At 64.7% G+C, this 19,491-nt stretch carries 12 protein-coding genes; 8 read left to right on the top strand and 4 right to left on the bottom strand.

The window, feature by feature from the left end:
* Positions 1-8: 8 nt before the first annotated feature.
* The 7 genes from galK (at position 9) to AC56LK_RS14850 (ending at position 10,058) form a co-directional block, all read left to right on the top strand.
* Complete coding sequence (galK, locus tag AC56LK_RS14820) at positions 9-1,160, top strand: galactokinase (RefSeq protein ID WP_497185258.1); 1,152 nt, start codon at positions 9-11, stop codon at positions 1,158-1,160.
* A gap of 146 nt (positions 1,161-1,306) precedes the next feature.
* A complete protein-coding gene (locus AC56LK_RS14825) occupies positions 1,307-3,457 on the top strand; it encodes a glycoside hydrolase family 88 protein (RefSeq protein WP_497185259.1) in 2,151 nt (716 codons plus the stop codon).
* Positions 3,458-3,478: 21 nt separating this feature from the next.
* Positions 3,479-4,939: a polysaccharide pyruvyl transferase family protein gene (locus AC56LK_RS14830; protein WP_497185260.1), complete on the top strand. Its 1,461-nt coding sequence runs from the start codon at positions 3,479-3,481 to the stop codon at positions 4,937-4,939.
* 104 nt (positions 4,940-5,043) lie between these two features.
* Positions 5,044-6,060, top strand: coding sequence for a LacI family DNA-binding transcriptional regulator (locus tag AC56LK_RS14835; protein WP_497185261.1), 1,017 nt, complete (start codon positions 5,044-5,046; stop codon positions 6,058-6,060).
* A gap of 30 nt (positions 6,061-6,090) precedes the next feature.
* Positions 6,091-7,446 carry an MFS transporter gene (locus AC56LK_RS14840; RefSeq protein WP_497185262.1) on the top strand — a complete coding sequence of 452 codons (1,356 nt, stop codon included), beginning with the start codon at positions 6,091-6,093 and terminating at the stop codon, positions 7,444-7,446.
* A gap of 115 nt (positions 7,447-7,561) precedes the next feature.
* Entirely contained in the window at positions 7,562-8,734 is a 1,173-nt protein-coding gene (locus AC56LK_RS14845; protein WP_497185263.1) for a glycoside hydrolase family 88/105 protein, read from the top strand.
* Between the two features lie 49 nt (positions 8,735-8,783).
* Positions 8,784-10,058 (top strand): DUF2264 domain-containing protein, encoded by a 1,275-nt coding sequence (locus tag AC56LK_RS14850; RefSeq protein ID WP_497185264.1) that lies wholly within the window; start codon positions 8,784-8,786, stop codon positions 10,056-10,058.
* Positions 10,059-10,175: 117 nt separating this feature from the next.
* On the opposite strand, the gene AC56LK_RS14855 is transcribed toward AC56LK_RS14850, so the two are convergent.
* The 3 genes from AC56LK_RS14855 to AC56LK_RS14865 all read right to left on the bottom strand — a co-directional run bounded on the left by AC56LK_RS14855 (position 10,176) and on the right by AC56LK_RS14865 (position 15,337).
* Positions 10,176-11,336, bottom strand: coding sequence for an AraC family transcriptional regulator (locus tag AC56LK_RS14855; RefSeq protein ID WP_497185273.1), 1,161 nt, complete (start codon positions 11,334-11,336; stop codon positions 10,176-10,178).
* Positions 11,337-11,615: 279 nt separating this feature from the next.
* Entirely contained in the window at positions 11,616-12,389 is a 774-nt protein-coding gene (locus AC56LK_RS14860; protein WP_497185265.1) for a hypothetical protein, read from the bottom strand.
* A gap of 77 nt (positions 12,390-12,466) precedes the next feature.
* Positions 12,467-15,337, bottom strand: a complete 2,871-nt coding sequence (locus AC56LK_RS14865) for a TonB-dependent receptor (RefSeq protein ID WP_497185266.1) — start codon at positions 15,335-15,337, stop codon at positions 12,467-12,469.
* Between the two features lie 342 nt (positions 15,338-15,679).
* Between AC56LK_RS14865 and AC56LK_RS14870 the strand changes: the two genes are divergently transcribed.
* The gene (locus AC56LK_RS14870) at positions 15,680-17,239 is read left to right on the top strand and encodes a sensor domain-containing diguanylate cyclase (RefSeq protein WP_497185267.1); all 1,560 of its coding nucleotides are present in this window, start codon (positions 15,680-15,682) and stop codon (positions 17,237-17,239) included.
* 86 nt (positions 17,240-17,325) lie between these two features.
* Here AC56LK_RS14870 and AC56LK_RS14875 read toward each other — a convergent pair whose 3' ends face one another.
* Complete coding sequence (locus AC56LK_RS14875; protein WP_497185268.1) at positions 17,326-18,795, bottom strand: aspartate kinase; 1,470 nt, start codon at positions 18,793-18,795, stop codon at positions 17,326-17,328.
* Between the last annotated feature and the right edge of the window lie 696 nt (positions 18,796-19,491).

Below are 19,491 nucleotides of genomic sequence, written 5' to 3' on the forward strand. Positions count from 1 at the left end.
AACCATTGATGAGCAACTCTTCCACGGCTAGAGCAGCTACCGTATTCCAGGCCGCCTTCGGGGCGGCGCCGACGATCCTGGTCCAGGCCCCGGGCCGGGTCAACCTGATCGGCGAGCATACCGATTACAACGATGGACTGGTGCTGCCCTGCGCTATCGACTACCGCACGAGCATCGCAGCCCGGCGCCGCGATGACCGCCTGGTGCGCATCGTGGCCGCCGACTACGACGACGCCACCGACCAGGTCGACCTGGATGCTCCCATCGCGCGCCTGGACACGCCGATGTGGGCCAACTACGTGCGCGGCGTACTGCAGGAACTGATCCTGCGCGGCCTGAAGGTTGAGGGCATGGACCTGGCGATCGCCGGCGACGTGCCGCAAGGCGCCGGCCTGTCATCCTCGGCGTCGCTGTCGGTCGCGGTGTGCAGACTGTTCGCCACCCTGCCCGGGTTCGAGGGACTGGGCCCGGTGGACATGGCCTTGATCGCCCAGAGGGCGGAGAACGACTTCGTCGGCTGCAAGTGCGGAAACATGGACCAGATCAGTTCCGCCGCCGGTGTCCCCGACCACGCCCTGCTGATCGACTGCCGCTCGCTGGAAGTACGGCCGGTGCCGATCCCGCCTGGCGCCGCCATCATGATCTTCGATTCGCGCATCGCGCGCGGCCTGGTCGACAGCGCCTACAACGCGCGCCGCCAGCAATGCGAGGAAGCGGCGCGCCACTTCGGCGTGCCCGCCCTGCGCGACGTCGATGCGGCCATGCTGGACGAGCGCGGCGCCGAACTCGACGCGTTGGCCCTGCGCCGTGCACGCCACGTCGTCAGCGAGAACGCGCGCGTGCTGGCCGCTGCCAAGGCGCTCGCCGCCGGCGACCTCGAACGCATGGGGAAACTGATGGCCGCATCGCACGCATCCATGCGCGACGATTTCGAGATCACCGTGCCGGCCATCGACCGGCTGGTGGAAATCGTCAAGGTGACGATCGGCCGGGCGGGCGGCGTGCGGATGACCGGCGGCGGCTTCGGCGGCTGCGTGGTGGCGCTGGTGCCGCACGGCCTGGTGGATGCCGCACGCGAGGCCGTGGCGCGCCATTACCGCAGTCCGCAGGGCGAGCCGGCGCGGGTCTACGTCTGCCGCGCCGCCGGTGGGGCGGCATAACCGGCAGGAATCAGAAGCCGCTGCGCACTTTCGGAATTGCCAGGCCTGGCTGCGCCAACAATAATCGCCACGTCAACCGATCGGACGGCGCATCGGAGTTCCGCGCGCCATCCGGTCGCTCTTCATTATCGTTTCGAAAGACCGCAATGCGCACCATCCTGTATGGACTCGCCCTCGGCGCCGGCGTGGGCATCTCTGCCCTGGCCGGCGCTGCCGACACCACAGTACCCCGGCAGGTCTCCGGCTCGAAGGCCGCCGAGCGCCAGGCCGGCGAGCCTGGTGCCGCCGAGATCGCGGCCGACATCGACCGCACGGTGAGCTGGCAGCTGGCCAATCCCAGCGGTACCCACCTGCGCGACTGGGTGATCGCACCCTTGTATGATGGACTGATCCAGGCGGCCATGGTCACCGGCCGCGCCCACTACCTGGCGCCGGTACTCCGGATGGGCAAGCAGTCGGGCTGGACGCTGGGTTCGCGCGGCCGCTTCGCCGACGATCATGCCGTCGGTCACGCCTGGCTCGATCTCTACCTGATGGACCCGAAGCGCACCGAACGGCTGGCGGCGATCCGGGCGCAGATGAGCGAGATCGTCGACAATCCGATCACGGAAAAGCTGGTCTACCACCACACCCCGGCCACGCCGGGCGTCAGCTTCGTCGACCGCTGGACCTGGTCGGATGCGCTGTATATGGGCCCGCCGGTGTTCGCGCGCCTGTACCGCGCCACCGGCGAGGCCAAGTACCTCGAGTTCATGGACCGCGAATACCGCGCCGCCGTCGAGCATCTGTACGACCGTGGGGAGCACCTGTTCTACCGCGACTTCAACTTCATCGACAAGCGCACGCCGCGCGGCAAGAAGGTGTTCTGGAGCCGCGGCAACGGCTGGGTGTTCGCCGCCCTGCCCCAGATCCTCGAGCACCTCCCCAAAACGCACCCGAGCCGCGGCTACTACGAAGACCTGTTCCGCGACATGGCGATCGGGATCCTGAAGACTCAGGGGGCGGACGGCCTGTGGCGTCCCAGCCTCCTCGATCCGGACGAAGTCCCGGTCGGCGAGACTTCGGGCAGCGGCTTCTTCGTCTACGGCCTGGCCTGGGGCGTCAACCACGGCCTGCTCGACAAGGCCGCGACCTGGCCGGCGATCACGCGCGGCTGGGCCGGACTGAAGACGCGGGTGCGGCCGGACGGCTATGTCGGCTATGTGCAGCCGATCGGCTCGGCCCCGCGCTCCGAGGAAGCCTACCTGACCGTGATGCCGGACGGGACCCGCGTGCACGCCCCGCCCAAGCCGCGCGTGCTCGGTCCCGATTCGACCCAGGACTACGGCACCGGCGCCTTCCTGCTGGCCGCCAGCGAGATGATGCGTGCGGTGGGCGGCGCCCGCCAGGTCAAGCCGGCCGCGCTACTGGCCGAGGCCGAGGCACTGCTCGCCAAGGATGCCCGCCAGTCGCGTGCCTACGCCCGCGTGGTGCCGGAACGGATGGACGACCTGGCCTGGGAGAACGACAAGGTCGCGTTTCGCATGTACGGTCCCGCCCTGCGCGATGGGCCGGAAGACAGCGGCATCGACGCCTGGTTCAAGCGGGTCCACTATCCGGTGCTCGACAAGTGGTACGGCCTGGCGACCGGCCCGGCCCGGAAGAGCTACCACGTCGACCGCGGCGAAGGGTATGATGCCTACCACGTCGGCGATACGCGCGGCGTGGGCGGCATCGGGCTGTGGGTGGACGGCAAGCTGGTCACCTCCGACACCTTCGTGAAGGGCCAGGTGCACTGGACGCGTCCGGACGTGGCGGAGTTCTCCAACATCTTCGTATACCCGATCACGATCGGCGGCAAACCGGTCTATGAGCACCGCTACTCGCGCCTGAGGCTTGGCGAACGCATGACCGAGATCCGCTCGTTCTTCTCGCATTCGCAGAGCCCCTACGATTCCCACCCGATCCTGGATTTTCCCTACGAGGTGGCGATCGGGCTGGTGACCCAGGACGCCGCGAGGGCCGACATCGTGCTGGATGCGGGGCGCGGCTTCATCGCGGTCAACGAACCAGTGGACGGCAAGTCCTTCGGCGCCGGCGTGGCGATCGAGCCGGCGCGCATCCTGCGCACCGCAAGACTGGCGCCCGAGGACAAATACGGCAAGCACGCGCACGGCCTGGTGTTGACGCGGGTGGACGGCAACGGCTACGTAAAATACCGCAGCGGCTTTGCATGGAGCGGCGACGGAGACATTACCAGCGCCGACCAATGGCTGGCCTACCTGGCGAAACAGGCGGCCGCCGCACAGACCCGGTAAGGGCAACACGAGGAGATGACCATGAACAGCACCATACCGCGCCTGACGCGCCGTCGGCTGCTTGCCGCCATGCTGGCAGGCGGAGCCCTGCCCTGGACCGCCCTGGCACAGTCGCGGCGCCAGCCGGTCATCCTGTGGCGCAATGCCTGGAACACCAACAATATCGGCGACATCGGCCACGTACCCGGCGCGCTCGCCCTGCTGCGCCACTATATTCCGGAAGCGAAGATCATCCTGTGGGCCCACAAGGACCTGGTCATCCGCGGCGAATATGCGAGCCTCGGACACCTGCCCGACGGCGTGATCGATGCAGGCTCGGTCAGCCGCAAAGTGATTCCCGACCTGCAGGTGGTGCGCGGCGAGCTCGATCCCGAGGGCCGAGCCGACAACCCGGCCCTCGAGGCCGCGATCGCCTCGGCCGACCTGATGGCGATCGGGTCCGGCGCAGGCATCCTTGAACCGAACGCCCTTCTGCGCTACAAGCGCCGCACGGGCAAGCCGATGGGCATGTTCGGCATCACCACCGACTCCTTCAACTTCACCAATTTCCATGACGGCGAAGCCAGCGCGGACGTGCAGGCCCTGCGCGCGGCCAGTTTCGTGTTTACGCGCGAGCAGACTTCGCTGCGCCTTCTGAAGGGCGAGGATGTAGATGGCGCCGCCGGCGCGTCTCCGGACCGTCCCGACACTCCCGTCAACGAGGCCATCAACCGCAAGCCGGTCGGCATGGACCTGTCGAATGTGCCGGCCGCATTCGTCCCCGACACCACCTTCGCCTTCGCCGTGCGCGACGAAGCCCGCGCGCAAGCCTTCATGCGCTCCCACGGACTCGAATCGGGCAAGTTCATCTGCGTGGTGCCGCGCCACCGCTGGACGCCGACCGGCACGCCGACCCGCCAGGGCGATTCCCGCGATGCCTACAACGCGCTCTACATCGAACAGGACTGCGTCAAGCTGCGCACGGCCATCGTCGAATACGTGCGGCGCACCGGCAACAAGGTCGCGCTGGTGCCGGAAACGGTCTATGTGGTGCCGTACCTGGACGCGATGCTGCGCCATGGGCTGCCTGCCGACGTCGCCGCCAGGGTGGTGACGCGGCGCGACTACTGGCTGCCGGACGAAGCGCAATCCGTGTTCGCCCATGCCCAGGCGGTGCTCAGCGTGGAGAACCATTCGCCCATTCTTGCCGCGGCCGCCGGGACGCCCTTCGTCATGCTGCACCAGCCCGAAGACTCGTTCAAGGGCGACATGTTCGCCGATATCGGCCTGGCCGAGTGGTATGTCGAGGACATCAATCGGGCCGACGGCGCGGATGTGGCGCGCGTGCTCATGAGCATCATCGGCGATCTGCCTGCCGCGCGCCGGCGCCTGGCGCGCGCCATGAACCTGGTCGAGCGCCGCCACGAGTGGGGCATGCAGCGCCTGCGCAGCCTGCTGGCGCTGGGCCCGTCGCGGGTGCGACGCTACCGTGCCGGGGCCTAGCAGGCGCCGCGCCATGCTCCGGGAGCCCGCCGGTTTCTGCTACCATGCGGCAATAAGCGACAGGCGCACGGATGCTGTCGCACCGAGGAGTATCCGGAGAAACTATGCGTAAGGCAGTAACGTTGCAGCAGGTGGCGGACGCCGCCGGGGTGTCGCTCAATACGGCTTCGCGGGCGATCCGCGAAGACCGCTATGTCTCGGAAGAGGCGCGTGCGCGGGTGCGGGAAGCTGCCGAACGCCTGCATTATCGGCCGAATGTGCTGGCCCGGCGCATGCGCGGCGACAAGGCGCGCCTGCTGGGTATTTTCGTCAACGCGATCGGCTGGGGCGTGGTGCACGAACTGGTCGACCACATCAGCGAGGAAGCGCGCCGCCTGGACTTCGACCTGGTGGTATTCAGTGCCGAGAATTTCCACGACCGCCGCCGGGTCGGCACCAGCGACCTGCTGGCCGGGCTGTGCGACGGCTTGTTGATGCTGCTGCCGAACCATGAAGACAAGTTCCTCGATGTGCTCGAACGCGACCGCAGCAACTGCGTGCTGATCGGCTTTGCCGCCCGTGAGATCGGCCTTCCGGTCGTTTTGGTCGACAATCGCGCGGGCGGACGCACGGCGACCGATCACCTGATCGGGCTCGGCCACCGGCGCATCGCCTTCATCCACGGCAGCCACGCCACCGGGCAAAGCACGGAGCGCCAGGCCGGCTACCTCGATGCGCTGCGGGCGGCCGGCATCGAGCCCGACGCGGCCTTGATGGTACTGGGTAACTTCAACCCGGCCGACACTCGTGCGGTGACGAGTGGCCTCCTGGACCTGGCCGATCCCCCCACCGCCATCTTCGCCGCCAACGACGGCATGGCGCTGAACGTCATGGAAGTGCTGCGCAACCGCGGCCTGGCGGTCCCGGACGACGTATCCGTGGTCGGCTTCGACGACATGCCGCTGGCGAGCTACGCCCAGCCGCCCCTGACCACGCTGCGCCAGCCGTCGCGCGACCTGGCGGTACGCGCCGTGCACCGGCTGCTCGCCATGATCGACGGAGAGCCCTTCGACCCGGCCCGTGAAGCCATTCCGGGCGAGCTGGTGGTGCGCGCCTCGACCGGCCCGGCCAGGCCGCGCTAGGCGGCGCCTGCGGCCTCCCCAGCACCCCGCATGAAGGCCTCGACCATCGATTGCGCGGGCGCGCCGCGCTACGAGGCCGGCACCCTGCGCTATTGCACGCTGGGCCTGTTCATGGTGATCGGCTGGCTGCTGGTCGGCGAACTCGGGATTGCGATGCGCGACCGCGCCGTCATGCCTTCCAGCCTCGAGGTCCTGCGCCGCTACGGCGCCTCGGACCACATGGTATCGGTACTGTTGTCCGGCATCCCGGCGCTGCTGTCGCTGGTGATGACACCCTTGATCGGCCCCGCCTCGGACCGCTTGCGCAGCCGCTGGGGGCGCCGCCGCCCCTACCTGTTCGTACTGGCGCCGCTGGGCGGACTGGCCCTGCTCGGCGTGGCCGGGTCCAGCCGGCTGGGCGCGCTGCTGGCCGGGCCTCCGTGGGTGGCCGGTTCCGCGCCCGACCACGCACTGACCGTGTTTGCGGTGTGCTGGACGGTCTTCGCCGGGGTAATGCTGTGCGTGCAGGCGCTGTACACGGGACTGATCAACGACGTGCTCCCGCGCGCCTGGCTGGGCCGCTTCTTCGGCATGTACCGGGTGGTCAGCCTGGGTATCGGGATCGGCTTCTACCTGTGGGTCTTTCCCTTGCTGGACAAGCGGCCCCACCTGGTCATCGCGCTGATCGCCGTCGTGTTCTCCGGCATGGTCATGCTGATGTGCGCAATGGTGCGCGAGGGCGAGTATCCGGCGCCGGCGCCGCCGGCAAGGGCATCCGGAGCACGGCTGGCGGGCGCCCGCGCCGGCCTGACCGAAGCATTGTCGATGCGTGGCGCGCCCTGGGTTTACGGAGCGCTCATCCTGGGTGGCCTCAGCTTCGGCCCTTTCAACACCTTCAGCCAATACTACGCCGAATCGCTCGGGACCTCCAAGACCGAACTCGGCGAGCTGTCTTCGCTTGCCTACGGCGTATCGATGGTGCTCGCCCTCCTGATCGGCATGCTGGTCGACCGCGTGGGCGCGGTCCGGGTGTCGCTGTGCGTAATGATCCTGTACAGCGCGGCGATCGGAGCCGGCTACGTTGCGCTGGCGGACGCCGGCAGCTTTCGCACCGTCTACGTGCTGCACGTGATCCTGTCGGGCGCCTACTTCACCGCCGCCGCGTCGCTGCCGATGGCGCTGTTCCCACGCCTGGATTTCCTGCGCTTCTGCGCCTTCCGTGACCTGCTGGGTTCGTCGATAGGGATCACGCTGAGCTTCGCGCAAGGCGCAGTCCTGGACCGCTCCGGCCATGACTACCGGCTGACCGTGCTGTTCGCCGCCCTGTGCGGCGGCCTGTGCGCGCTGTGCCTGGCGCGCCTGGAGTGGAACGGCCAGGGACGGCCCGAGGGTGAGCGTGGCGCATAGAAAACACTAGCGGCCAAACGCGATTTCGCAATTGATGGGCAAGGCGCGGCGCGGCAGACTGCGACCATGTTGCCGCGCTCCTGGCGGTAGAACCCTATTGGAAAGGACATCGAACATGCCAGCCATGCTGACTTCCTCCCTGCAGCGGATGCGCCGCGGCGCCGTCACGGCCGTCCTGCTCGTGTCGGCGCATGCCGCCTGCGCGCAGGCCTCGATCAAGCCGGCCGCCGTCATGGCCCTGGCCGAACGCGCCGCCGATTACCAATTGGCCAGCATGGCTGCCGGCTGGGTCCCCGCCAACGCAGCCTATGAAACCCCGGATCCGAAAGGCTGGGTGCAGGGAGCGTTCTTTGCCGGCCTGACCGAACTGGCGGCGCGCAGCAAGCGCCCGATCTACCGGCAGACCGTCCTGTTGCGCGGCGCCGCCAACGGCTGGAAGCTGGACCAGCGCCTTTACCATGCCGACGACCAGGTGATCGGCCAGTCCTACCTGTGGGCCGCGGCCAACGGCGCCGGCCAGGCGGCACTGGCGCCGACCCGACAGGCGCTCGACCAGATCCTCGAACGGCGTTCGCGCGTGCCCCTGGGCTTCTTTACCGAAGCCGGGGTGGATTGCCAGACCCGCTGGTGCTGGTGCGACGCGCTGTTCATGGCCCCGCCGCTGTGGGCGGCGATGAGCCGCGCGACCGGCGACATGCGCTACGCCGCCTTCGCAAAGGAAGAGCTGCAAGCCACCACCGATTACCTGTTCGACCCCAAGGAGCACCTGTACTACCGCGATTCGCGCTTCTTCGAGCGGCGCGGACCAGACGGCGAAAAGGTGTTCTGGAGTCGGGGTAACGGCTGGGTGTTCGCCGGACTCGCGCGTACCCTCGACGCGCTGCCGAAGAACGATCCGGGCCGGGCGGCGATCGAGGACACGTTCCGCAAGATGGCGGTGAGACTGCGCGGCATACAGAAACCGGACGGCTACTGGAGCCCGTCGCTGCTGGGCGACCCGGCCAGGTCGCTGCCGGAGTCGAGCGGCACCGCCTTCCATACCTACGGTTTCGCCTGGGGCATCAGGAACGGGCTGCTGGACCGGGCCGGCTTCGAACCGGTGGTGCGCCGCGGCTGGCGTGCCCTCGAAGCCTCGCTACACCCGGACGGCAAGCTCGGCTACGTCCAGCCGATCGGCGACAGTCCCGACAAGGTCGGCTACGAGGACACGCAATACTACGGCGTCGGCGCATTCCTGCTGGCGGCCGTGGCCGTGGCAGACCTCCAGCTGGGCGACGCGCGCCGATGACGAGCAGCGCGAACACGACTTTTTCAACCGCAACTCTGGAATGGCTTTCATGACCATGCAAGCACTGCAACCCAGGCGCCGCCTGATCCTCGGCGGCCTCGTCCTCGGACCGACCATCCTTTCCTCCCTCTCCGCCCTGGCTGCCACAGCCGCGCCGGCCTCGCCGCCGGCCCGCCAGTACATGGCCAGGCTGCTCGAGACGATCGCCCAGCCGGTATTCGCGGCCATGGCGGAAGGCAAACTCAAACAGACCTTCGAACTGGAGGTGTCGCCCAGCTGGGATGGCCGTCCGCGCGAGGTCGCCTACCTCGAATGCTTCGGGCGCCTGCTGTCCGGATGCGCGCCCTGGTTCGCCCTGCCGGACGACGCCACCGCCGAAGGCAAGGTGCGCGCGCGCCTGCGCCAGCTGGCGCTGCGCAGCCTGGCCAACGCGGTTGACCCCGCCAGCCCCGACTTCCTGCTGTGGCAGGGCCCGCACCAGATCCTGGTCGACTCGGCGTATATCTCGAGCGCCCTGCTGCGCGCCCCGGCCGCCTTGTGGGAGCCGCTCGACGCGACCACCAAGCGCCGCATCGTCGACGTCATCAAGGGCATCCGCGTGATCGAGCCAGCCCACACCAACTGGCTGCTGTTCGCATCGATGAACGAAGCCTTCCTGCTGTCGGTCGGGGAAAAGCACGACCCGCTGCGCATGAATACTGGCGTGCGCAAGATGCGCGAATGGTATGTCGGCGACGGCTGGATCAAGGACGGCGACACCTTCCACTTCGACTACTACAATTCCTTCGTCATCTATCCCATGCTGGTCACGGTGCTCGAGACCATGGTCAAGCACAAGGCGGGCTACTGGAACGCCAGCCCGGCCGACATGCTGCAGCAGACCGTCAAGCGCATGCAGCGCTACAGCGAACATCTGGAGCGCTTTATTTCACCGACCGGTACCTTCCCGCCGATCGGCCGTTCGATCACCTATCGTACGGCCGCCTTCCAGCCATTGGCCTTCCTGGCCCTCCAGAAAAAGCTGCCGGCCAGCCTGTCCGAGGGCCAGGTACGGGCTGCGCTGGAGGCGGTGCATCGAACCATCTGGTCGGCGCCTGGCAATTTCACGAAAAAGGGTTTTCTCACGATCGGCTTCGCGGGCCACCAGCCCGGGCTCGGGGACTGGTACTCGAACAACGGCAGCATGTACATCGCCGCCGAAAGCTTCCTGACACTCGGACTGCCTGCCGGCGACAGCTACTGGAACGCGCCGGCGCGCGACTGGACCCAGAAAAAAGCCTTCAGCAACCAGCCCTTCCCCAAGGACTACCACGTCGACTATTGAGTCCTCGCCGATGACGGCCTGGCCGCACGCGGCCAGGAAGGACAACGCCGGCCCAAGGCCGGCGTTGTCGTTTCAGGGTGCCAGACAGAATTGGGGCGGAATGCCCCGGCAGCACATTCAGGCAGCGTGGGCCATCGCGGTCTGCTTCAGCACCCGGTCCTGCCACACGCGCGGGGTGCAACCCAACTCGCGCCCGAATACCGTGTACAGGTACTGCACCGAGGTGAAGCCACAGCTGACGGCCACGTCCGGCATGCTCAGGGCGCCGCTGCGCAACATCTGCTTGGCCTCTTCCAGTTTGAAGCGGAGTATCTCGTCGTGCACCGAGCAGCCCAGCTCGCGCTTGAAGCGTGTTTCGAGCGCAGAGCGCGACATGCGCACATAGTAGGCGACCTGTTCGGCCTTGATGCCGCGCCGCGCATTCAGGCGGATGTAATGCAGGGCGCGCATCACCTGCGGGTGATACCGGGGCGCGCTGGCCTTGTGCGGTGCCTGCACCAGTTCCAGCGGCGCCACCCATTCCTCACGTTCCTGCACGCGGCGCTCCAGGGTACGATGCAGCATCTGGGCCGCACGCCGGCCCATTTCCTGCCGGTCGAGCATCACCGAGGCCAGCGGCACGGACGACAGGTCCTGCGCCAGCGGATCGCTGTCGACGCCGACGATCAACACCTCGGACGCGGCGTCGTAGCCGGCCAGCGAACAGGCCTGGCTCAGCATGCGGGTACGGCCTTCGTCGGCGGCAAAGATGGCGACCGGCCTGGGCAGGTCTTCGAGCCAGGCGATCAGCTCGGCGACGGCCGTGCCGAACATCGGCTGGCCGCCATGCACGCTTTCGAACCTGGCGACGCCCGCGCGGTCGCGCTTTGCCAGCGCCACGAATTCCTGCTCGCGTTCCTGCACCGGACGCCGGTTGGCGGCATCGGGGGCGCTGAAGACGGCAAACTGCGCGCTGCCATGGCTGATCAGGTAATCGTAGGCCTTGCGCGCGACGGCGGCGTTGTCGGCGAACACGGTCGGAGGACGCTGGGGGGCGGGCGTCCCGGACTTGCCCATGGCCACCCCAATGATGATGGCGCCTTGCGCCTGCAGGGCAGCGACCTCGTACTCGTCGGTGTTGACGATGAAGGCGTCGGCATAGCTGGCCAGCGACGCGAGCGAGTCGCCGTCGCTGCCGGGGTCGGCCAGCAGCATGTTCCAGTTAAGCAAATGCTGGCGTACATGCTCAACGATACCGGTAATGAGCTTGCTGTTGCTGGAGTCATTTCCGCCCAACATAAGGGCGATGCGGATCCTTTTCGAGCTGTTCACAATGCGTCTCCTGGTAAACGTCGTTTTTGTTTCCGGTAACGTTACCAGTCGCGCCTGGTAACGTTACCTGAGCATTTTTAACGATGGTAACAACGCGTTCTCAAGCTCGTCAACATATTTCTGGTAACGTTGCGATAATGTGCTCGAACAGGCATGCCGAGGAGCGCACAGCCGGGAACGGGACGCAAAAAAGCCAGCTGCCGGCAGGCCGGCAGCTGGCAAAGAAGGAAGACCGGCTCCGACTGCTTACGGTGCAGTGACCTTGTTTGCAGGCAGGTTAGCGTCCGCGATGGCGGCGTTTGCCGTCGCCGTGTTCAGGATGCCGGTGGTGGTAATGGTATTCCGTGCCCGCAGCGCCTCCAGGAAGGCATTCTGCTCGTTCCCTGCCGTGCCGGCGCTGCGCGCCACCAGCTTCGCGGTCAGGAAGTCGGCTGGTACCGCGAGCGCCGGCGTAGCCGGGGCCGGCACGGATTTGGCGAACTCGCTCACGCGGGCAATCGAGTGGTTCAGCAGTGCCGGCGTTCCCAGCAGCTTGGCAAACGCCGGGCTGCTGGTGAGCGGGATCGGCGAGTTCGTCGTGCCAGGGGTGATCTGGGTTGCCGGTGGCGGCGGGTTGATCTGCACGGAAATATACTGGACCAGCAGTTCGGTCATAGGCGTGATGTTGAAGTTGCCGCTGCCGGTGGCCACGGAGCGCAGGCTGCTGTTGTCCGCCCTGAAGAGCTGCAGCACGCAAGGTGCCACGCCGGGCCTGGCGACCGTGACGGAGAAGCTGCCGTCGGAGCCGGTCATGCCCGTGCCCTGCCCTTGCGCGCAGCTGACCAGTACGGCCGCTCCCGCGATAGCGGTGCCGGTCGAGCCGGCCACGACCGTCGCGGCGGTACCCGTGACGGTGACGCTGCCCGACAGATCGGCAGTTTCCTTGCCGTCACCGCCGCCACACGCTGCCAGCAGGGCTCCCATGATCAGTGCGGTGCTCAGCTTGGCGGTGCTGGCCGGGATGTTCGAAGTGATCTTCATTATTCTGTTCCTCAAAAACGCATTTGTCTGCTTGCCGGCCACACCCTGTCTCCCGGGCGGGGACGGCGGCCGGTGCTTTAGAATTTTCCGCGCACGGTCAAGGTGTAGGTCTTGCCGGCGAGGTTCGCGTTCTCGATCCGCGAATGCTCATCGCCGTAGCGGCCCTCGAAGTGGCGCAGGAAGTCATAGGTGCGCTGGTTGGTCAGGTTGGCGCCGTCCAGGCGCAGCTCGAGCCAGTCGCTGAACTTGTAGCTGATCGACGCGTCCAGGTAGCCGCGCTTGTTGAACCAGCGGTTGTAGCCGAGCGGATTGAGGGCCGGCGCGCCCGAATTGGCGAACTCGCTCTTGTGGTTGTACGAAGTGCGGATCGCCAGCGGCCCGTCCTCGTAGTACAGCGTGACGGCGTAGGTCTGTTTCGGGATGATCGGCAGCTCGTAGGTCGCCCCGTTGTACAGCGCCTTGAAACCGGCCGTATCGATGCGGGTGAAACTCACGATCGAACCGAGGTTATTGAATGGCGCCGGCAGGCGGCGATAGCTCTGCTGGTACGCGATTTCCAGGCCTTTCACCTTGAACTCCTCCGCATTCCGGAAGCGGCGCAGTTCCACGGGCGTGGTAGGCTCCGCGGCCAGGATGGCCTGGATGTTCGGCGTCCACAATTCCTTCGGCAAGCCCAGGGTGTTGAAGGGTACGAAGGTCGATTGCGATTGCGGACGGTCCTTGATGTCCTTCTGGAACAGCGACAGTGCGACGATGCCGCCCTTCTCGAAGTACCACTCGAGTGCCGTATCCAGGCTCTTCGACTGCTGCGGACGCAGCTCGGGGTTGTTGGCGTTGACGATCAGGTCGCCCGCGCCCGGTACGAAGAATGGCCGCGCGATCAGCGAGATCGAGCTGCGCGTAATGGTCTTGCCCCAGGACGAACGCCACACCAGGTCATCGGTCAGGTCGTATGCGATCGACAGCGACGGGAGCACGTTCCGGTAGCTGCCCTTGCCATTCGCCGGCGTGTACTGGTTGGACGTGTTCAGGCGGTAGTTGTCGACCTCGGTGCCGGTGCGGACATAGCGTACGCCGGCGTTGGCGCGGAGGTCGCGCTCGAACAGCTTGGTTTCGAAATCCGACTGGATGAAGAAGGCGTCGATGGTCTCCTTGGCAATGAAGGTACCGCCGAAGTTGGGTGCGGCGGCCCGGTTGGCGGCGACCGCATTGAGCGTGTTGTAGATGAAGTCCTTGCTGACCACGGCATAGTCGACCGGCACGTTCGGGATCTCGACGTTCTTCATGTCGTTCGGGCCCATGAAGCCCTGCACATAGGCGGACTTCTCGGCAGGCGTCGTGGTCGGGTCGCCGAACAGCTTGCCACTAGGCAGGCGCTGGGCGTTGAGCAGGTTCGTCGTCGTGAACTGGCGAGCGTCCTTGGTGCTGACGGTACGCGAAATGCCCGTCTTGAGCTTGCCTTCCACGTTCCAGAAACCGTAATCGTACTGGGCGATCAGCTTGATGTTCTTCTGCTTGTCGGTCTCCGCACGGTAGCCGCCGCCGTAGCCGAAGTTACGGAACAGGGTTGGATCGAGCAGGTTGCGGTTGCTCGACAACTTCGGGAACATCGGGTCGTCGGTGGTATTGAAGGAGATCGTGTGGCGATTGTCGAAATTGGCCGCGCCGCTGTCGCCGGTAACCGACGCGTTGGTGCTCCAGGCCTCGCTCTCATTGAAGCCGAGCTGGCCGGTGAAGCGCAGCTTGTCGCTGGCGCGCCATTTGGCGTTCAATGTGACGTACTTGAACTCGGTTTCGGCGCGCGACACGGCGGAACCGGAAGTCGCCTGGACATTCGCCAGCGTACCCTGCAAGTTGTTGTTCTGGTCGATCGTGACGCCCCGCGGAATCAGGGCGTTGTTGCCGCTGCTGTCCCGGATGGGGAAAGCGATCGAATTGGTTTTGTTGCGGTCCTTGAGCTGCGATCCGAGGGTATCCAGGCTGACGTCCCAGTCGCCCGACTTCCACTGAAGCGAGGTATTGAAGCCGACGCGGTCGCGCTCGGTCTCGCTGGTACTCGACCGGAAGAAACGTGGCAACAGCGCATTGCGCAGGTCGGCGAGCGAAACGCCGCTGTAGTCGGCAGTCGGGTCGGTCAGGTTGTATGTGTAATTGAAGCTGCCCGGATCGAGGCGCTGGTTGGTACTGGCGTAGGTGCCGGTGGACTGGAAGCCAGCATTGGCGTTTTTCGAACCGGAGCGGGTCACGCCGGCGAGGAAGCCCCAGTTGCCCCAGGTGTTGCTGTACAGCGCGAACATGCGCGGGCTGTTCAGGCCGCTGCGGGTATTGTGCGCCACTGCCGTCGAATAGCGGAAGGTGCGCTTCTTGCTGTCAAAGGGACGCGGGGTCTGCATGTCGACCGCGCCCGCCACGCCGCCCTCTTCCAGTTCGGCCAGCGGCGTCTTGTAGACGTCGGTGCGTCCGAAAAGCTCGGAGGCGAAGATGTCGTAGTTGAAGTCGCGGGTGGACTGGCCGATGCTGCCGCCGGAGGTGGCGCGCACCGCCGCACCGTTGAAAGTGGTGACGGTATATTCCGAGCCCAGGCCGCGCATCTGGATGCGCTGCCCCTCGTTCGTGCCGGGATCCTTGACCACTTCCACACCCGGCAAGCGTACCAGCGCATCCGCGATGTTCTGTTCCGGGAATTTGCCGATGTCTTCCGCCACGATCGAATCACGCGTGCCGATCGAGGCGCGCTTGATATCGAGAGCCTTTTCGAGGCTCGAGCGAAAGCCAGTCACGACCACCTGTTGAGGTTCGGCCGTGGTAACCGGCGCAGGGGACGCAGCACTCGCGCTGGTCTCTGCCGGGGCAGCGTTGTCCTGGGCAAGTACAGGTTGCACGAAGCTGGCCCACGCGCCGGCGACGGCCAGACTGATGAGCTTTCGATTGAAAGGTTTGGGTGACATGCTATCTCCTATTATTGTGAACTTGCCTGAATTCGCATTGGCGCCTCGGGACATAGCGTTAGACTGCGGCACCCGTTGCGGATGCGCAATTGCGAAATGCGGTGGGATGTTTCGAAATTTTGGCGAGTTGCCGTTTCCACCTCATACAGGCGACTAATGAGTTTTTCGCCCTCTACAGCCCCTGCGTTAACGTTGCGTCATTGCGACAGGCCAAGTTCACATGGTCAGCATTGACGACGTTCCGCAAAGTCGGCGCGCAACAACGTTTTCCAAAAAACATCCTGTGTTTCTCTCGATCATTAAACCACCGTGCTATGCTGGTTTCATCCGCAGAGGTGCAACATGCCACGTTCCGACATTGCCGACCCCCATATCTCGCTACTGAAAGCTGCGCGCAGGCCGGCGGCAGGTTTCGCCGCCCTGCTCATGGCAGGCATCTGCCTGCTGATAATCGGCCTACAGCTGGCTGAAGCATGGCGGGGGCGCAGCGCGCGCCTGCGTGGAGCGGAAATTGCGGCTGCGAATATGGCACATGCGCTGTCCGCACAGGGAGAGAGTGCGATACGGGTCACCGACACTGTGCTAGCAAGTGTCGTAACGCAACTCGAGCGTGAAGGCTGGTCCGGCGCAGCCGGCACGCGGGTTGGCGAATATATGCGCGACATCGTTGCTGAGGTGGAAGAACTGCACGGACTGCTCTTCTACGACGCCGACGGCAATTGGGTCGTTAACTCCTTGCCGCAGCCGATGAAGGGTAATAACGCAGACCGCGAGTACTTTCGCTACCACAGGTCGCACATGAGCCGCGGTGCGCATGTCGGGCCGCCCGTGCTGAGCCGTTCCACCGGCGTGTGGGTCCTGCCTGTGTCGCGCCGGGTCAACCACCCGGACGGCAGCTTCGCCGGCGTGGTCGTCGCGACGATTCAGATCGCCTATTTCGCCAAGCTGTACGAGGGCTTCGACGTCGGCGCCCAAGGCACCATCCTGCTGGCCCTGAAGGAGGGTACGCTGGCATACCGGCGGCCGTCCAACGAAAAGCTCATCGGTATCAGTATCGCGGACGGGCCGGTCTTCCAAGAGTATCGGCGCTCTGGTCCCTTAGGGCACGCAACCGTGCGTGCACGACTCGACGGGGTGCTACGGCTGTACAGTTACCGCCAGATGGAGAGCTACCCTCTCGTGGTCTTCGTAGGGCTGGCGAAAGACGAAATACTGTCGGATTGGCGCTCTTCGTCCTTGCATCTCCTCGGCGGAATCCTGGCGGTCGTGTTGATGCTGGCGCTCGTCGGTGCGCGCCTGGTGCGTCAGATTCGCATAAGGGACGAGCTAGAGGATGAACTGCTCAGCGCTCGCGAGCGCCTCCAGGAACGTAATGCGGTCCTGACAGAACTTGCCGAACGGGATGGGCTTACAGGGATTTCGAACCGACGTCATTTCGACGAAACGCTCCAGCGCGAGATAGCGCGCGCCGCGCGCTCAGGCAAACCACTGTCCCTGATCATGCTCGATGTCGACTACTTCAAGAAGTACAACGATCATTATGGCCACGTCGCCGGGGATGCCTGCCTGCGCCATATGGCGGCCGTCCTGCCTGAATCCCTTGGCCGCCCAAGTGATTTCCCGGCGCGCTATGGTGGCGAGGAGTTTGCGGTCCTGCTTCCAGAAACAGGCGCCCGCGGGGCCGCCCAGGTCGCTGAGCGAATCCGCTGCGCAGTCTGTGCGCTCGGTATTGAACATGCAAACAATCCCGCATCCATTGTGACGATAAGCTTGGGAGTATTTACCGCCTACGTCGACGCGGCCCGCCCGCCCACGGCTAACTGGATGGTGGAACAGGCCGACGTCCAGCTATATCAAGCCAAGCAACAAGGGCGCAATCGTTCTTCCGCCTTGGAAGCGTAAGACAGCCACCTTCGGCATCCCCGATGAAGCTCCTTCCCGCCGTCAGTTGCCTCTGTCGCGAGAGTGTCAACAATTGTCGTGCCGATTCAGCTCGTCGATTCCGCGCTCTCCATCGTCAGCGGAGGAACCTGATCGGTGCCGCGCGTGGTCAGTTTCGCTCTGAAAAATTCCGCATGGATAAGGCTTAAGGCCAGGTGGCGGTCCTGACGAGCCACCAGCATATATGCTGCCACTTCGCTAGCTCCTGCCGCGCTCAGGGTCACGCGCACGCCACCGGCGAGTGCCGCACTTAAAGCCCGGCTCGCAATTGCGCTTCCCACGTTCGACGCGTCTAGAACGCCGTCTCCAACCACCGCTACAATGGCGACAGTGTCGTTGCGGCTCACTTCGACTACGCCGGGAATGTGGTGGCCGATCAACGCTTCATAAGCGGCCTCAAGGTGCTCGCGCGCCAGCAACACGTTGATGGCGGTCTGTGCTGTCAAAACACTCTTGATGTTAATGCCATTGCGGTCGAGCGTGGAGGTAACCTCGGCCAGGATGCCGGATTTGAAGCCGACGCCCGGGCCATGCAGTTTGAGGATTGCCACATCGTCGCTCGACGAAACGCTCTTGACGACATCATGCGTGACGGTACGTTCGCCGTCGATAACGGTAAATGCGTGCAGGCCTAGGTCAGGACGCGTGATGTTAAGGATGCGGATCGGGATTGCCAGGTCGAACAGCGGTTCGACTGTGCGCGGATGAAGTATTTTCGCGCCGAAATAAGATAGCTCGGCCGCTTCCAGGTAGTGAAGCCGTTCGATCGAATGCGGCGTCTCGACCGCCCCAGGATCTGCGCTCAAGAAACCGTTCACATCCTTCCATACGTCGAGTGATTCGGCGTCAATGCAGCGTGCGATTGACGCAGCCGAGTAGTCGGAGCCGCCACGCCCGAAAAGGGTCGTCTTGCCGTCGCGGCTGATACCGTAGAATCCTGGTACCACCACTACACCGTCTCCACTCAGGGCCGCTGATACCGACTCGGTACTGGCGTCGAAATCACATGCTGCGTTGCCGAACACACCATCAGTGACGAGACCGATATTCTCCGGCAGGGCCTCGCGCGCGCGGATTCCGCGGCTTTGCAGAACTTCCGTTACCAGCAGACTGGAGAGTCGCTCTCCATAGCTGAGTATCACATCATTGACGAAGTCGGGAACATCGCCGATGTAATGGATGCCAATGAGAAATCGCTCCAGCTGGTCGAGGCGGGCATTCAGGGCTTCTTCAGTGCGCTTGCGCCTCAGCGGATCGGCAATGTTGGCGTACAGAAATTCTTTTTTCAGAGCACGCAAGGTAAGCGTGTAGTCGTGGCTCTCAGCCACTGCGGACAGCGTGCCAGCGCCCAATTTAGCAGCCTGGACGCTGGCGATAAGTGCGTTGGTGATGCCATAGAAAGCAGACACCACGACCACTAGCGGGCGCTGGTATGTCTGCACAACATTGACTACGCGATCAATGTCCTCGGGACGGCGCAGGTTGGACCCCCCAAATTTGACGACAATTCTCTTCATTTACTCTTCCTGGATGGTGCTGTAATCAATGGATCTTCGAAGTATGGCTTGCCATATGCCGAAATACAATCATGGTGCTCTCGCATCGTTGAGCCGCACACCGTTTTTTCGGATTGGGGAAGACCCCGGCGTACACGGAAAGGACTTGCCTGCTAACGCATAAAATCGGTCGGCGAACGACCTGAATGTGGCGCTATTCCAATGACAGGTCGCAACGCTTTATTGCGTGGATGCTCTTGTGCAGGCTCACCCAGTTGAACATGCCGCCTTCAGGCTTGGTCCAGCTCACGCTGCTCGCCGTAGAGCTTGCGGATGGTCGGGATGTGTTGCTCGAGGACGCTATGCTTGAGACTACTTTCCAAGGGACAGCGGGGCGCAGACATAGCCACTGACCTCGTGGAACACCCCAGCCCAATGCAAATATTATTTGGCAATATTTGATAGTATATGAGCAATATATCGCTCAAAACATTTAAAAGCAGAATTAATCCTGGCGATTCCCTTCTACAATTGAATCATTCCATTGTGCCCTTTCCAGGAGCAGGCCGGCCGCCTTAATTGTCGTACGGCGTTTTTGCTGCATGGGGCCCGATTCCCGTTTCCTTTTTAGAAGAGTCACCATGCAGATCGACGCCGCCCTGGCTGGCACCACGGCCTCCACCTTTGTCCCCTTCGACGCGCTCCAGCTCGAGGTCA

Source organism: Telluria sp. ZB4P36 (assembly GCF_059685865.1).

What these genes read in the sequence shown, in the direction of transcription:
- AC56LK_RS14845 (WP_497185263.1), top strand. Translation starts at nt 7,562, where the DNA reads ATGCCAGCCATGCTGACTTCCTCCCTGCAGCGGATGCGCCGCGGCGCC.
- AC56LK_RS14860 (WP_497185265.1), bottom strand. Translation starts at nt 12,389, where the DNA reads ATGAAGATCACTTCGAACATCCCGGCCAGCACCGCCAAGCTGAGCACC.
- AC56LK_RS14865 (WP_497185266.1), bottom strand. Translation starts at nt 15,337, where the DNA reads ATGTCACCCAAACCTTTCAATCGAAAGCTCATCAGTCTGGCCGTCGCC.
- AC56LK_RS14825 (WP_497185259.1), top strand. Translation starts at nt 1,307, where the DNA reads ATGCGCACCATCCTGTATGGACTCGCCCTCGGCGCCGGCGTGGGCATC.
- AC56LK_RS14875 (WP_497185268.1), bottom strand. Translation starts at nt 18,795, where the DNA reads ATGAAGAGAATTGTCGTCAAATTTGGGGGGTCCAACCTGCGCCGTCCC.
- galK (WP_497185258.1), top strand. Translation starts at nt 9, where the DNA reads ATGAGCAACTCTTCCACGGCTAGAGCAGCTACCGTATTCCAGGCCGCC.
- AC56LK_RS14830 (WP_497185260.1), top strand. Translation starts at nt 3,479, where the DNA reads ATGAACAGCACCATACCGCGCCTGACGCGCCGTCGGCTGCTTGCCGCC.
- AC56LK_RS14850 (WP_497185264.1), top strand. Translation starts at nt 8,784, where the DNA reads ATGACCATGCAAGCACTGCAACCCAGGCGCCGCCTGATCCTCGGCGGC.
- AC56LK_RS14835 (WP_497185261.1), top strand. Translation starts at nt 5,044, where the DNA reads ATGCGTAAGGCAGTAACGTTGCAGCAGGTGGCGGACGCCGCCGGGGTG.
- AC56LK_RS14855 (WP_497185273.1), bottom strand. Translation starts at nt 11,336, where the DNA reads ATGTTGGGCGGAAATGACTCCAGCAACAGCAAGCTCATTACCGGTATC.
- AC56LK_RS14870 (WP_497185267.1), top strand. Translation starts at nt 15,680, where the DNA reads ATGCCACGTTCCGACATTGCCGACCCCCATATCTCGCTACTGAAAGCT.
- AC56LK_RS14840 (WP_497185262.1), top strand. Translation starts at nt 6,091, where the DNA reads ATGAAGGCCTCGACCATCGATTGCGCGGGCGCGCCGCGCTACGAGGCC.